This is a genomic window from Brevundimonas diminuta ATCC 11568, assembly GCF_000204035.1.
GTDB lineage: Bacteria > Pseudomonadota > Alphaproteobacteria > Caulobacterales > Caulobacteraceae > Brevundimonas > Brevundimonas diminuta.
In genome coordinates this window covers 1603709-1617219 of the sequence record NZ_GL883086.1, presented here as the reverse complement: position 1 = coordinate 1617219, position 13511 = coordinate 1603709, and the positions used below count along the sequence as shown (strand labels likewise).

Sequence of the window (13511 nt, the reverse complement as noted above, 5' to 3'; positions counted from 1 at the left end):
CTGGACATCAGCCTTGAGGACGCCATCGCTGGGACGACGCGACGCATCCAGTTCTCGGACGGGCGGATGCTGGATGTGGCCATTCCCAAGGGCGCGTCGGAAGGCCAGGTGATCCGGCTGAAGGGGCAGGGCGCGCCGGGGCGGGGCGGTCAGGCGGGCGACGCCCTGATCGAACTGCGTATTCAGCCGCATCCGGTGTTCAAGCGCGACGGCGCCGATCTGACGATGGATCTGGCGGTGTCGGTTCCAGACGCGGTGCTGGGCGGCAAGATCCAGGTGCCGACGCCCGAGGGCGCGGTGATGATGACCATCCCCAAGGGTTCGAATTCGGGCAAGGTGCTGCGGCTGAAGGGGCGCGGCGCCTATGCGAACGGCAAGCGCGGCGATCTGCTGGCGAAACTGGTGGTGACGCTGCCGGAGACGCCGGACGACGAACTGGTCCGGTTTGCGACCGAATGGCGTGAGCGCCGGCCCTATAAGCCCGGCCGTTGATGGCCTAAGGGCTTAGCTTCCTTCTTCTCCTCCCCGAGACTGTAGAGACCGTGATGACGCCCAAGCCCGCCGCCAAGCCCGCTCGCCCCTGGTTCTCGGCCGGGCCGACGGCCAAGCGTCCGGGCTGGTCGCTGGCGGGGCTGCCGACCAATCTGATGGGCCGGGGCATCCGCGCGCCGGAGGTGGCCGAGCGGTTTGCGCATGGGCTGAATCTGACGCGCGAAGTGCTGAGTCCGCCGGACGACTATGTGCTGCTCTATACGCCGGGGTCGGACACGGGCGCGGTCGAGGCGGCGCTGTGGTGCATGCTGGGCGAGCGGCCGGTGCAGGTCGTCGCCTATGAAAATTTCGGCCAGGTCTGGGCGACGGACGTGCGCGATCACTTGAAGTTGGAGCCGGAAGTGCTGACGGCGCCGTGGGGCGAACTGCCTGACCTGTCGAAGGTCGATCCGAAGAAGGACGTGGTGTTTCCGTGGAACGGCACGACCTCGGGCGTGCGCGTGCCGGACGGGGATTGGATCGCCGATGATCGCGAGGGGCTGACCATCTGCGACGCGACCTCGGCGGCGTTTGCGATGGACCTGCCGTGGGACAAGCTGGATGTGACGACCTTCAGCTTCCAGAAGGCGCTGGGCGGCGAGGCGGGCATCGGCCTGATGGTGCTGTCGCCGCGCGCCGTGGCGCGGCTGGATACCTATCGCCCCGATCGGGCGGTGCCCAAGGTGCTGCGGATCGTCGACAAGAAGGGTTTTGACCGGACCCTGGCGGACGGGGTGGTGATGAACACCTTCTCGGTCCTGACCATCGAGGACTGGATCGACGCGCTGGACTGGGCGAAGGGCGCAGGCGGCCTGCCTGCGCTGATCGCGCGCACAGACGCCAACTATGCGGCCCTGGCCGAGTGGGTGGAGCGGACCGACTGGATCGACTTCCTGCCGGAACGCCCCGAAATCCGCTCGACCACGTCGGTCTGTCTGAAGTTCGTCGATCCGCGTATCGCGGCGATGGACGAGGCGGGACAGAAGGCCTTCGTGAAGCGGTTCAAGGGGCTGCTGGAAGGCGAGGGGGCGGTCTATGACATGGAGCCGCATCGTTATGCGCCTCCGGGCTTGCGCCTGTGGTGCGGCTGTACGGTGGAAACGGCGGACGTCGTGGCCGCGACGCCATGGCTGGAGTGGGCGTTCCAGACGGCGGTCGACGAACTGGCCGGATAATTCTGTCGCCCATTCTACGCCCTTTGGGGGGCGACTCCGGACGATTCAGGGGTTATAGGCTCCCACCGCATTCTGGATTGCGGAGAAACGGTCTTGGCTAACGTCGCAGTGGTCGGCGCCCAATGGGGCGACGAGGGCAAGGGCAAGATTGTCGACTGGCTGTCGAACCGGGCCGACATGGTCGTGCGGTTCCAGGGCGGCCATAACGCCGGGCATACGCTGGTCGTCGACGGCAAGGTCTACAAGCTGGCGCTGCTGCCGTCGGGCGTGGTTCAGGGCAAGCCCTCGATCATCGGCAACGGCGTGGTCGTGGACCCGTGGCACCTGGTCGGCGAGATCGAGAAAATCCAGGCCCAGGGCGTGGCCATCACGCCGGACATTCTGACTATCGCCGACAACGCCTGCCTGATCTTGCCGATTCACCCGGCCTTGGACGTGGCGCGCGAGGCGGCCGCCAGCGCACCGGGCGCCAAGATCGGCACGACCGGACGCGGCATCGGCCCGGCCTATGAGGACAAGGTGGGGCGTCGCGCCATCCGCGTCTGCGACCTGGCCAATGAAGACGACCTGAAGATCAAGATCGACCGCCTGCGCTCGCACCATGATCCGCTGCGCGCGGGTCTGGGGCTGGAGCCGATCGATCCGGCGGCTCTGCTGGCGCAACTGCTGGAGATCGCGCCGAAGATCCTGCCCTACGTCAAGCCGGCGTGGCGGGTGCTGGACGCCGCGCAGAAGGCGGGCAAGCGGGTGCTGTTCGAAGGGGCCCAGGGCGCCTTCCTGGACGTGGATCACGGCACCTATCCCTATGTGACCAGTTCGAACACCATCGCCGGTCAGGCGGCGGCGGGGTCGGGCGTCGGTCCGCGCGGCGTCGGCTATGTGCTGGGCATCGTGAAGGCCTATACGACCCGCGTCGGCGAAGGCCCCTTCGCCTGCGAACTGAACGATGAGGTCGGCGAACATCTGGCCGTGGTCGGTCGCGAGGTCGGCGTGAACACCGGCCGGGCGCGTCGCTGCGGCTGGTTCGACGCGGTGCTGGTGCGCCAGTCGGTGGCGATCAACGGCATCGACGGCATCGCCCTGACCAAGCTGGACGTGCTGGACGGGCTGAAGACGCTGAAGATCTGCGTCGGCTATCGCATCAACGGCGAGGTGCTGGATTATCTGCCGTCCAGCCTGAAGGATCAGGCCTCGGCTGAGCCGGTGTTCGAGGAGCTGGAAGGCTGGACCGAGAGCACGGGCGGCGTCCGCAGCTTCAAGGATTTGAACGCCCACGCGCTGAAGTATGTGCGGCGGATCGAGGAACTGATCGGCGCGCCGGTGGCCCTGCTGTCGACCAGCCCCGAGCGGGACGACACCATTCTGATGCGCGATCCTTTCCAAGGTTGAGTTTACGTTTTTGGGCTGAGGCAACATCGCCTTAACCCGTGGGGCATAGGGTCGGGCTCTGGAATGGAGCTCGCCCCGTGTTCGCCCTAGACGCCAAGACGATGCAGAGGATCGCGCCGGTGGTTCGGCGTGTGCTGATCGTCGACCCCAATCCCGCCGCTGCGCGCCTGTTGATGGACCTGCTGAAGGGGTTCGGATCGCGCGAGATCGTGGTCGAGGGCGACGAGGCGCGCGTGCTGGACCTGGCGCGCGAGATGGAGCCGGGCCTGATCTGCACCGAGCGGGCAGGGCCGAAGCTGGACGGCGAGGCCCTGGTGCGGCGTATCCGTCGCTCCAGCCTGTCGTGCCGACGCGCGCCGATCATCATGGTGACGGCCGAAGCGACCGCCAGCGCCATCAAGGGCGCGCGGGATTCCGGCGTGCACGAATTCCTGAGAAAACCCTTCACCAGCGGCGATCTGCAACGGCGGATCGAGAACCTGGCGACCAAGCCGCGCGACTGGGTCGAGGCGGTGGGCTATGTCGGGCCGGATCGGCGACGCTTCAACTCGGACGACTACGCCGGGCCGCAGAAGCGCAAGGCGGACAAGCCGCGTTCCGGCGCCGAGGCGGCCGTGGCGGTCAAGGACCAGGCGATGCGGATCCTGTTCTCCGCCCTGACGCAGTTCGACAGCGATCCGATGCAGGCCGTGCGAGCCATCAAGCAGCAGGCCGAGACCCTGAAAGCGCTGGCCATCAAGACCGGCGACGCGCCGCTGGCGATCGCCGCGGCGGGGCTGGATACGGTGCTGGCCGCCGGGGCGCCGACGAAGGCCGCGCTGACGGCGCCGGTTCAGGCGGTGCTGAAGCTGGCGCCGCCCGAGACGCTGGCGCGGGCAGGGTAGTGAGCCGTGGTCGACGTCAGGCGTCGACCAGGTTCCGTTCCTCGGCTGCGGCGCGCATGGCCTTCTGCAGCTTTTCGAAGGCGCGCACCTCGATCTGACGCACGCGCTCGCGGCTGACGCCGTACTGGCCGGCGAGTTCTTCCAGCGTGACGGGGTCGTCCTTGAGGCGGCGCTCGGTCAGGATGTGCTTCTCGCGGTCGGTCAGTTCCTCCATGGCCTCTTGCAGCAGGCTCATGCGGATCGACTTTTCCTCGTTTTCGGCGAGCTGGGTTTCCTGGCTGACGGCGTCGTCGTCGGCCAGCCAGTCCTGCCACTCGCTTTCGCCGTCCGCGCGCAGCGGGGCGTTCAGCGAGGCGTCGCCGCCGAGGCGGCGGTTCATGTTGGTGACTTCTTCTTCCGACACGCCCAGCTTGGTGGCGATGGCCGTCAGATGCTCAGGGTGCAGGTCGCCTTCCTCGAAAGCCGAGATCTGGCTCTTGGCCTTGCGCAGGTTGAAGAAGAGCTTCTTTTGGGCGGCCGTGGTGCCCATCTTCACCAGGGACCAGGAGCGCAGGATGTATTCCTGGATCGAGGCGCGAATCCACCACATGGCGTAGGTCGCCAGGCGGAAGCCCTTGTCGGGATCGAATTTCTTGACGGCCTGCATCAGGCCGACGTTGCCCTCGGAGATCACCTCGCCGATCGGCAGGCCGTAGCCGCGATAACCCATGGCGATCTTGGCCACGAGGCGCAGGTGAGAGGTCACGAGACGGTGGGCGGCCTCAGGATCCTGGTGTTCGCTCCACCGCTTGGCGAGCATGAACTCCTCATCCTTGGTCAGCATGGGAAACTTACGGATTTCCGTAAGATAACGGGAGAGTCCCTGTTCAGGCGACATCACCGTCAGCGTATTGTTGGCCATATGGTCCCTCCGGCTACATGAGCTGGCGTTGCGGTTCCGACCACATGACGTGCGTCATCACCTCGCCCCTCAACTGACAAGATGGGAATCCGTTGCCCGAAGCGAAAGGGGCGGATTGTCCCAATTCGGCGGCGATGCTCAGTCCTTCGCCGTCGTCGTCATTATCTAGCACAGATGTTGTTGCTAATAAAGCGGACAGTTTGGCGCAGTCGGACGCCGGTCCGGAGCGTCAGAGTTCGGACAGCAGGGCTTCCAGGCGTTGCATGTCGTCCGGCGGGGCGGTTTCGAAGCGGAGGGCTTCGCCGGTGACAGGGTGGATGAAGCCGAGGACGGCGGCGTGCAGGGCCTGGCGTTTCAAGCCGGACGCCTCGACGGCGGCGCGGACGGCAGCAGCCGGACTGCCCGAGCCGTATACGGGATCGCCGAGCAGGGGCGCGCCCTTGGACGCCATGTGGACGCGGATCTGGTGGGTGCGGCCGGTGTGCAGGGTGCAGGCGACGCGAGCCGCCAGCCGAGCGTTCGAGGCCTTGGCCGGGCGGCCGAAGGTCTGCTGGACCACATAGTCGGTGATCGCCTCGCGTCCGCCGGAGCGCAGCACGGCCATCTTCTTGCGGTCGCCGCTGGAACGGCCGATCTGGGTCTGGATGCGGCCTTTCTCGGGCGAGGGCGCGCCGCGCGTCAGGGCCACATAGGTGCGCTCGATGTCGTGGGCGGCGAACAGGGCGGAGAGCCCTGCGTGGGCGCGGTCGGACTTGGCGGCGACCATGACGCCCGAGGTGTCCTTGTCGAGGCGGTGGACGATGCCGGGGCGGGCCACGCCGCCGATGCCGGAGAGACTGTCGCCGCAATGCGCCAATAGGGCGTTGACCAGGGTGCCGGTCTCGCAGCCGGGGGCCGGATGGGCGGCCATGCCGGGCGCCTTGTCTATGACGATCAGGTCGGCGTCCTCGAACAGCACCGTCAGGGGGATGGCTTCCGGCTGGGGCGTCGCCGGGGCGACGGGCGGCAGGGCGACCACATAGAGACCGGGTTGGGCCTTGGCCGAACCGTTGGAGACCGTCAGGCCGTCGCGGGTGACGGCGCCGTCGGCCAGCAGGGCCTGGAGCCGGGCGCGGGACAGGGTCGGGAAGGCCTCGGCCAGAGCCTTGTCCAGACGCACGCCCGGCGCGTCGATGCGCGCCTGAAGTCGTTCTGCGGCGCGCGGCGCATCCTCGAGCGTTTCGTCGTCTTCCGTCAGCAAAGGTTCATCGGCCATAAGGCGAAATAGCATGGCTGGCGTGCAGAGGCGTCATCAGACCTCAAACGCGAAAACGCCCCTGGAGAGGCCGAAGATGAAGTCGCTGATCGCCGCCGTTGTCGCTGTTTCGGGCCTGACGCTGTTGTCGGGCTGCGCCACCATGAACGAGGATCAGTGCCTGGTCGGCGACTGGGGCGGTCAGGGCTGGCGCGACGGCGCGGCCGGACGCCAGGTCAGCCGCCTGGACGAGCACGCCAAGGCCTGCGCCAAATACGGGGTGGCGCCGAACATGAGCGCCTATCTGGCCTCGCGAGAAGACGGGCTGCGGACCTATTGCACCTGGGAGAACGGGTTCCGGCAGGGGCGCGAAGGGAACAGCTATGGCGGGGTCTGCGCCCCGGCCGAGGAGCGAGACTTCCTGCCTGCCTATGAGGACGGGCGGCGCATCCATGCGGTCGAGCAGGCGGTGGCCTCTGCCGAGAGCGCGTTGAACTCGGCGATCAGCCGCATCGACAATCGCGAGGACAAGCTGGAGGCCAAGCAGCGTGAGCTGCGCCAGGACGGCCTGACCGACGAGGAGCGCCGCCGCATCCGCGACCGTATCCGTGAAGTGCGTGACGAAATTCGCGACGCCCGTCGCGATGCGCGCCAGGCCGAAGAGGCGCTTCACTACGCAGAGATCGATGCGCGGGCGGTGCGCGGGGCGATCGGCGGCCGCTACGGCGTCTGGTGAACATGAAAACGCCCGCCTCCGGTCGACGAAGGCGGGCGTTTCAGTCTGATCAGGACGCGACCGGCGATCAGCCGATTCGCGGGTCCAGTTCGCCCGAAGCGTAGCGCTTGGCCATCTGGGCGGTGGACAGCGGCTTGATCTTGGAGGCCATGCCTTCGCAGCCGAACTGCAGATAGCGCTCCTGGCACAGCTTGCGCATGGCTTCCTTGGCGGGCTTCAGATAGGCGCGCGGGTCGAACTCGCCCGGCTTCTCGGCCAGCAGCTTGCGGATGGCGCCGGTCATGGCCATGCGGTTGTCGGTGTCGATGTTCACCTTGCGCACGCCGTTCTTGATGCCGCGCTGGATTTCTTCAACCGGCACGCCCCAGGTCTGGGGCATCTGGCCGCCATAGGCGTTGATGATGTCCTGCAGATCCTGCGGCACCGAGCTTGATCCGTGCATCACCAGGTGGGTGTTGGGCAGGCGACGGTGGATTTCCTCGATCACGTTCATGGCCAGGACTTCGCCGTCCGGCTGGCGCGTGAACTTGTAGGCGCCGTGCGAGGTGCCCATGGCGATGGCCAGGGCGTCGACCTTGGTGGCCTTGACGAAGTCGACCGCCTGATCCGGGTCGGTCAGCAGGGCCGAGTGGTCCAGCTTGCCCTCGAAGCCGTGGCCGTCCTCGGCCTCGCCCATGCCAGTCTCCAGCGAGCCCAGAACGCCCAGTTCGCCCTCGACCGAGACGCCGCAGCTGTGGGCCATCTCGGTGACGCGGCGCGTCACGTCGACGTTGTATTCGTAGGAGGCGGGGGTCTTGGCGTCTTCTTCCAGCGAGCCGTCCATCATCACCGAGGTGAAGCCGTACTGGATGGCGGTGGCGCAGGTGGCCGGGCCGTTGCCGTGGTCCTGGTGCATGCAGACCGGGATGTGCGGATACAGTTCAGCCAGGGCGTCGATCAGCTTGGCCAGGACGACGTCGTTGGCGTAGGAGCGGGCGCCGCGCGAGGCCTGGATGATGACCGGCGCGTTGACGGCGTCGGCGGCCTCCATGATGGCCAGGCCCTGCTCCATGTTGTTGATGTTGTAGGCGGGCAGGCCGTAGTCGTGCTCCGCCGCGTGGTCGAGCAGTTGTCGCAGCGTGATGCGCGCCATGGATAGTCTCCTGAACCAGATATGATTTTGCCCGAGGTCTTAGCCGGTCGGGCGGGGGAAGTCACGCCGATGTGACAGGGCGGCAAGCCGGGTGGACTTTGGGCGCGCAGCCTCTAAGTGGACGCGACGCCTCGGGCGTGTCTGACCAAGGAGCGGCGATGAGCCAGAACGATGATGCGCTGGATGAGGACGGCGGCGGTTTCGACGTCGACGACTGGTCGCGGCTGACGCCCTTCAACGGGGCCGTGGCGACGCTGGACGACGTTCAGGCGGGCAAGGCCGTGTTCGCCCTGGGCGACACCGAAGAGGCGCGCGTCATCGACATGGAGCTGCCTCAGCCGGTCATCTGGTGGGAAGACGACGGCGAACAGGCGGCGGTGATCGTTCAGGCCGAGGCCCATGTCGGGCCCGACGGCGATCTGATGGAGGTGCTGGGTCTGATCCTGCCCGACGGCGGCGGGGCGGTGGCCCTGCTGGACGACGTCGATCTGGTGGACGACACCGATCCGACGTGGCGCGATCTGGTCGCGCGCGCCGTCGACATGGACGGCGAAGACTAAGCTTTCAGGCATCAGGGGCGAGGGCCGCGAACAACCCTCGCCTTGATGGTTGCCGCTTAAGCGGCGCGCAGGGCCTCGACGCCCGGCAGAACCTTGCCCTCCATCCATTCCAGGAAGGCGCCGCCCGCGGTGGAGACGAAGGTCATGTCGTCGGCCGTGCCCGCGTGGTTCAGAGCCGCGACCGTGTCGCCGCCGCCGGCCACGGCGACCAGCTTGCCGGCCTTGGCCAGTTCAGCGGCGTGCTTGGCGGCCTCGACCGTGGCCTTGTCGAAGGGCGGAACCTCGAACACGCCCAGCGGGCCGTTCCAGATCAGCGTCTTCGACAGGTCCATGGCGCGGTTCAGGCGGGCGACCGTCTCCGGCCCGGCGTCCAGGATCAGGTCGTCGGCGGCGATGCGATCCAGAGCGCGCACGCCCGATTCGATGCCCGGCTTGACGCCCTTGGCCACCACCACATCGACCGGCAGCAGCAGTTCGCAGCCCTGACGGCGGGCTTCCTCGATGATTTCGCGGGCGGTGTCGGTCAGATCCTTCTCGCACAGCGAACCGCCGACATCGACGCCCTGGGCGAACAGGAAGGTGTTGGCCATGCCGCCGCCGATGGCCAGGTAGTCCAGCTTGGCGACTAGGTTCTTCAGCAGGTCCAGCTTGGTCGAGACCTTGGCGCCGCCGACGATGCCGATGACCGGCTTCTGCGGCTTGCCGAGCGCCGCGTCCAGCGCCTCAAGCTCGCGCGCCATGGCGCAACCGGCATAGGCGGGCAGCAGCCGGGCCAGCCCCTCGGTCGAGGCATGGGCGCGGTGCGCGGCCGAGAAGGCGTCGTTGACGTAGAGGTCGCCCAGTTCCGCCAGCTGCCGGGCGAAGGCCGGATCGTTCTTTTCCTCGCCCTTGTGGAAGCGGACGTTCTCCAGCAGCAGCACGCCGCCGGCGTCCAGATCTGCCACGGCGGCCTTGGCCTCATCGCCCACGCAGTCGTCGGCGAAGCGCACCGGGCCGTGCAGCAGCAGCTCCAGCGGCTCGACCACGGGCTTCAGGCTCATCGACGGCACGCGCTCGCCCTTGGGACGGTCGAAGTGGGCCAGCAGCACCACCTTGGCGCCCGCTTCGCGCAGGCGGTGGATGGTCGGCAGGGCGGCCTTCAGACGGGTGTCGTCGGTGACGTTCCCGTCCTCCATCGGCACGTTGAAATCCACGCGGACCAGGGCGGCCTTGCCCGAAAGGTCGGAAACGTCGTCGAGGGTGCGGAAGGTCATCGGTGGTCCGTCTTTTGATCTGGGCGGCGGGCCCGTCGTCTTGAAACAAGGGGCTCTCAGCCGTTCGGCGAGAGCCCCTCATAGGTCAGCAGTCTGTCAGGCGCGAGGCCGGATCAGAGGAACTTCGCCATCACCAGGGCGGTGTCGGCCATGCGGGTCGCGAAGCCCCACTCGTTGTCGTACCAGGTCAGGACGCGGGCCAGCTTGCCGTCGACGACCTGCGTCTGGGGCAGGGCGGCGGTCGAAGAGGCGGCCACGTGGTTCAGGTCGACCGAGACCAGCGGGTCGGTGGTCGTGGCCAGGACGCCGCTCATCGGGCCGTTTGCGGCGGCCAGCAGGGCGGCGTTGATTTCCTCGACGGTGACTTCGCGACCGGCGACGACCTTCAGGTCGACGACCGAGACGTTCGGGGTCGGGACGCGGATCGACGAGCCGTCCAGCTTGCCCTTCAGTTCCGGCAGGACCAGGCCCAGGGCCTTGGCGGCGCCGGTCGAGGTCGGGATCATCGACAGGGCGGCGGCGCGGCCGCGGTACAGATCCTTGTGCATCGTATCCAGCGTCGGCTGGTCGCCGGTGTAGGCGTGGATGGTGGTCATGTAGCCGCGCTCGATGCCGAACAGGTCGTGCAGCACCTTGGCCACCGGGGCCAGGGCGTTGGTCGTGCACGAGCCGTTGGAGACGACGATGTCGTCGGCCGTCAGGGTCTCATGGTTGACCTTGAAGACGATGGTCTTGTCGGCGTTGTCGGCCGGGGCCGAGACCAGCACGCGCTTGGCGCCGGCCTTCAGGTGGGCCGAGGCCTTGTCCTTGGAGGTGAAGATGCCCGTGCATTCCAGGGCGATGTCCACCTTCAGCTCGGCGTGCGGCAGGTTGGCCGGGTCGCGCTCGGCCGTGACCTTGATCTTGCCGGTGCCGACGTCGATCCAGTCCTCGCCGGTCGTGACCGTGCCGGGGAAGCGGCCGTGCACCGAGTCATAGCGGAACAGGTGGGCGTTGGTCTCGACCGGACCCAGGTCGTTGATCGCCACGACCTCGATGTCCTTGCGGCCGTGCTCGACGATCGAGCGAAGGACGAGGCGGCCGATGCGGCCGAAGCCGTTGATGGCGACGCGAACGGTCATGGGGAGCAGTCTCCTGAACAGGGGCGGTTATGATTGGCGCCTTAGTGGGACGGAGCGCGCGCGGTTGCAACCCCGTCGCCGTAACAAGGCCCGTAACAAGATATGATCGCCTGTAACCGTCCGGGTGCGGTCAAGCCGCTTCAGCAGCAGCGGAAGCCGCCGCCTTCGCCGAACCGCCGCGCCTCATGCAGGCGGAAGAAGGCGGTGCGGTCCAGCGGCGCCTGATCCGGGTGGGTGACGGCGGCGTGGGCGACATAGGCGTCATAATCCGGCTGGCCGATCATCAGCCCGGCGGTGCGGCGGGCGTCCTTGCCCCACCGCACCAACGTGTCCCGGCAGGCGCAGAGCAGGTCTGCGCCGCCGGTCGTCACTGAGGATGAAGAGGACTTAAGCACGGGCGATGTCCATGGCTTCGTCGGTCAGGGTCAGCTCATGCGCGGCCGGGGTTTCGACCACGGTCGGCTGGTCGGACTTCAGCGCCTTGAGACAGGCCCCGACGCCATAGACCACGACCGTCAGCACCACGAACAGGAAGCCCGCCGTCAGCGCCGAGTTGACGTAGTCGTTGACGATGACCCGGTGCATGTCGCCAATGGTCTTGGCCGGGGCCAGGATGTCGCCGGCGGCCATGGCGTCCTGATACTTCCGGGCGTGGGCCAGGAAGCCGATCTTCACGTCGGGGTGGAACAGCTTCTGCAGCCCTGCCGTGACCGTGCAGATCAGCAGCCAGACCGCCGGAACCGCCGTGGCCCAGGCGAACCTGTGCCGCTTCATCTTGAACAGGACGACCGTGCCCAGGATCAAGGCGACCGCCGCAAGCATCTGGTTGGCTATGCCGAACAGGGGCCACAGGCTGTTGATCCCGCCCAGCGGATCGACCACGCCGGTATAGAGGAAATAGCCCCACAGCCCGACCGTCAGGGCCGTGGCCACGACGTTGCCGGTCCAGGATTGCGTCTGGCGCATCTTGGGCACGGCCATGCCCAGCAGATCCTGGATCATGAAGCGGCAGACGCGGGTGCCTGCATCGACGGTGGTCAGGATGAACAGGGCCTCGAACAGGATGGCGAAGTGATACCAAAAGGCCATCATGGCCTTGCCGCCGATGACGCCCGACAGGATGTGGGCCATGCCGACGGCCAGGGTCGGCGCCCCGCCCGCGCGCGACAGGATGGAGTGCTCGCCGACGTCCTTGGCCAGTTGCTCCAGCTCGGCCGGGGTGATGTGGAAGCCCCACTGGGCCACGGCGGCGGCGGCCGAGGCGGCGTTGTCGCCGATGACGGCGACCGGACTGTTCATAGCGAAATAGACGGCCGGGTCCAGCACGGTGGCGGCGATCAGGGCCATGATCGCCACGAAGCTTTCACACAGCATGGCGCCGTAGCCGATCAGCGGGATCTGGTTCTCGTTCTCCAGCAGCTTCGGCGTGGTGCCGGACGAGATCAGGGCGTGGAAGCCCGAGACCGCGCCACAAGCAATGGTGATGAACAGGAAGGGGAACAGGGCGCCCGAGAAGACCGGCCCGGTGCCGTCGATGAAGGGGGTGATGGCGGGCATCTGCACATGCGGCCGCACGATCAATATGCCGATGGCCAGGGCGACGATGGCGCCGATTTTCAGGAAGGTGGACAGGTAGTCGCGCGGGGCCAGCAGCAGCCATACTGGAATGACCGAGGCGATGAAGCCATAGGCCATCATGGCCAGGGCCAGCGTCGTGCCCGACAGGGTGAAGGCCGGCCCCCAGAAGGGATCAGCCGCGATATGGCCGCCGCCGATGATGGCCAGGACCAGCAGCACCACGCCGATCACAGACACCTCGCCCACGCGGCCGGGCCGCAGAAAGCGAGTGTACAGCCCCATGAAGACGGCGATGGGAATGGTGGCGGCGACGGTGAAGGTGCCCCAGGGGCTCTCGGCCAGCGCCTTGACCACCACCAGGGCCAGCACGGCCAGGATGATGACCATGATCATCAGCACGCCGACCTGGGCGATGACGCCGGGGATGGGGCCCATCTCGGTACGGACCATGTCGCCCAGCGAGCGGCCGTCGCGACGGGTCGACATGAACAGGACGATCATGTCCTGCACCGCCCCCGCCAGCACGGCGCCGACCAGAATCCACAAGACGCCGGGCAGATAGCCCATCTGCGCCGCCAGAACCGGCCCGACCAGAGGCCCCGCGCCCGCAATGGCCGCGAAATGGTGGCCGAACAGTACGTTTCGGGGCGTGGGCACATAGTCCAGCCCGTCGTTATGCCTGACGGCGGGCGTGGGCCGCCGCGCGTTCAGCCCCAACACCTTCCCGGCCAGATAGCGGGCGTAGAAGCGGTAGGCGATGGCGTAGACGCACAACGCCGCGACCACGATCCAGACGGCGCTGATGCTTTCGCCTTGATGCAGGGCGATGACGGCGAGGGACACGGCCCCCAGGATAGCGATGGCGCCGAATATCAGCGCCGTCTTGAGCTTGCCCATGGCGAACGGTCCTCCGGGTCGACTGGGTGCGACCTTTCGTCTTTTTTGGACCCTAATCGCGTCCGGCGCCAATCGACAAAAGTCGAAGAAGCGTAGCTTCAGGCATGGCCGGGGTCTCAA

At 67.3% G+C, this 13511-nt stretch carries 13 protein-coding genes; 6 read left to right on the top strand and 7 right to left on the bottom strand.

The genetic code is table 11. The annotated features are described in order from the left end of the window. From BDIM_RS11685 to BDIM_RS11670, 4 genes are all read left to right on the top strand, one after another. On the top strand, window positions 1–492 hold a 492-nt coding region (locus BDIM_RS11685), incomplete at its 5' end, for a J domain-containing protein (protein WP_040345935.1). A 53-nt stretch (window positions 493–545) separates the two neighbouring features. Then, window positions 546–1706, top strand: coding sequence for a phosphoserine transaminase (locus BDIM_RS11680; protein ID WP_040345931.1), 1161 nt, complete (start codon window positions 546–548; stop codon window positions 1704–1706). Window positions 1707–1799: 93 nt separating this feature from the next. Next, window positions 1800–3095 carry an adenylosuccinate synthase gene (locus BDIM_RS11675; RefSeq protein WP_040345924.1) on the top strand — a complete coding sequence of 432 codons (1296 nt, stop codon included), beginning with the start codon at window positions 1800–1802 and terminating at the stop codon, window positions 3093–3095. 77 nt (window positions 3096–3172) lie between these two features. Beyond that, window positions 3173–3979 carry a response regulator gene (locus BDIM_RS11670; RefSeq protein WP_003165808.1) on the top strand — a complete coding sequence of 269 codons (807 nt, stop codon included), beginning with the start codon at window positions 3173–3175 and terminating at the stop codon, window positions 3977–3979. A 16-nt stretch (window positions 3980–3995) separates the two neighbouring features. On the opposite strand, the gene rpoH is transcribed toward BDIM_RS11670, so the two are convergent. Next, a complete protein-coding gene (rpoH, locus tag BDIM_RS11665; protein ID WP_003165807.1) occupies window positions 3996–4880 on the bottom strand; it encodes an RNA polymerase sigma factor RpoH in 885 nt (294 codons plus the stop codon). A gap of 229 nt (window positions 4881–5109) precedes the next feature. Next, window positions 5110–6135: an RluA family pseudouridine synthase gene (locus BDIM_RS11660; protein WP_003165805.1), complete on the bottom strand. Its 1026-nt coding sequence runs from the start codon at window positions 6133–6135 to the stop codon at window positions 5110–5112. Window positions 6136–6211: 76 nt separating this feature from the next. Between BDIM_RS11660 and BDIM_RS11655 the strand changes: the two genes are divergently transcribed. Then, window positions 6212–6850 (top strand): DUF2799 domain-containing protein, encoded by a 639-nt coding sequence (locus BDIM_RS11655; protein WP_040345922.1) that lies wholly within the window; start codon window positions 6212–6214, stop codon window positions 6848–6850. Between the two features lie 67 nt (window positions 6851–6917). Here the strand turns inward: BDIM_RS11655 and fba are convergent, their stop codons facing one another. Continuing rightward, complete coding sequence (fba, locus tag BDIM_RS11650) at window positions 6918–7982, bottom strand: class II fructose-bisphosphate aldolase (RefSeq protein ID WP_003165803.1); 1065 nt, start codon at window positions 7980–7982, stop codon at window positions 6918–6920. A 158-nt stretch (window positions 7983–8140) separates the two neighbouring features. Here fba and BDIM_RS11645 point away from each other — a divergent pair, with 158 nt between their 5' ends. Further along, a complete protein-coding gene (locus BDIM_RS11645) occupies window positions 8141–8542 on the top strand; it encodes a hypothetical protein (RefSeq protein WP_003165802.1) in 402 nt (133 codons plus the stop codon). Between the two features lie 56 nt (window positions 8543–8598). On the opposite strand, the gene BDIM_RS11640 is transcribed toward BDIM_RS11645, so the two are convergent. From BDIM_RS11640 to BDIM_RS11625, 4 genes are all read right to left on the bottom strand, one after another. Then, window positions 8599–9795, bottom strand: a complete 1197-nt coding sequence (locus BDIM_RS11640; protein WP_003165801.1) for a phosphoglycerate kinase — start codon at window positions 9793–9795, stop codon at window positions 8599–8601. Between the two features lie 113 nt (window positions 9796–9908). After that, window positions 9909–10916, bottom strand: a complete 1008-nt coding sequence (gene gap, locus BDIM_RS11635; RefSeq protein WP_003165800.1) for a type I glyceraldehyde-3-phosphate dehydrogenase — start codon at window positions 10914–10916, stop codon at window positions 9909–9911. Window positions 10917–11056: 140 nt separating this feature from the next. Beyond that, complete coding sequence (locus BDIM_RS18600; protein WP_256974045.1) at window positions 11057–11311, bottom strand: YbdD/YjiX family protein; 255 nt, start codon at window positions 11309–11311, stop codon at window positions 11057–11059. Further along, a complete protein-coding gene (locus BDIM_RS11625; protein WP_003165798.1) occupies window positions 11304–13391 on the bottom strand; it encodes a carbon starvation CstA family protein in 2088 nt (695 codons plus the stop codon). Before BDIM_RS11625 ends, BDIM_RS18600 begins: the two co-directional genes overlap by 8 nt. Between the last annotated feature and the right edge of the window lie 120 nt (window positions 13392–13511).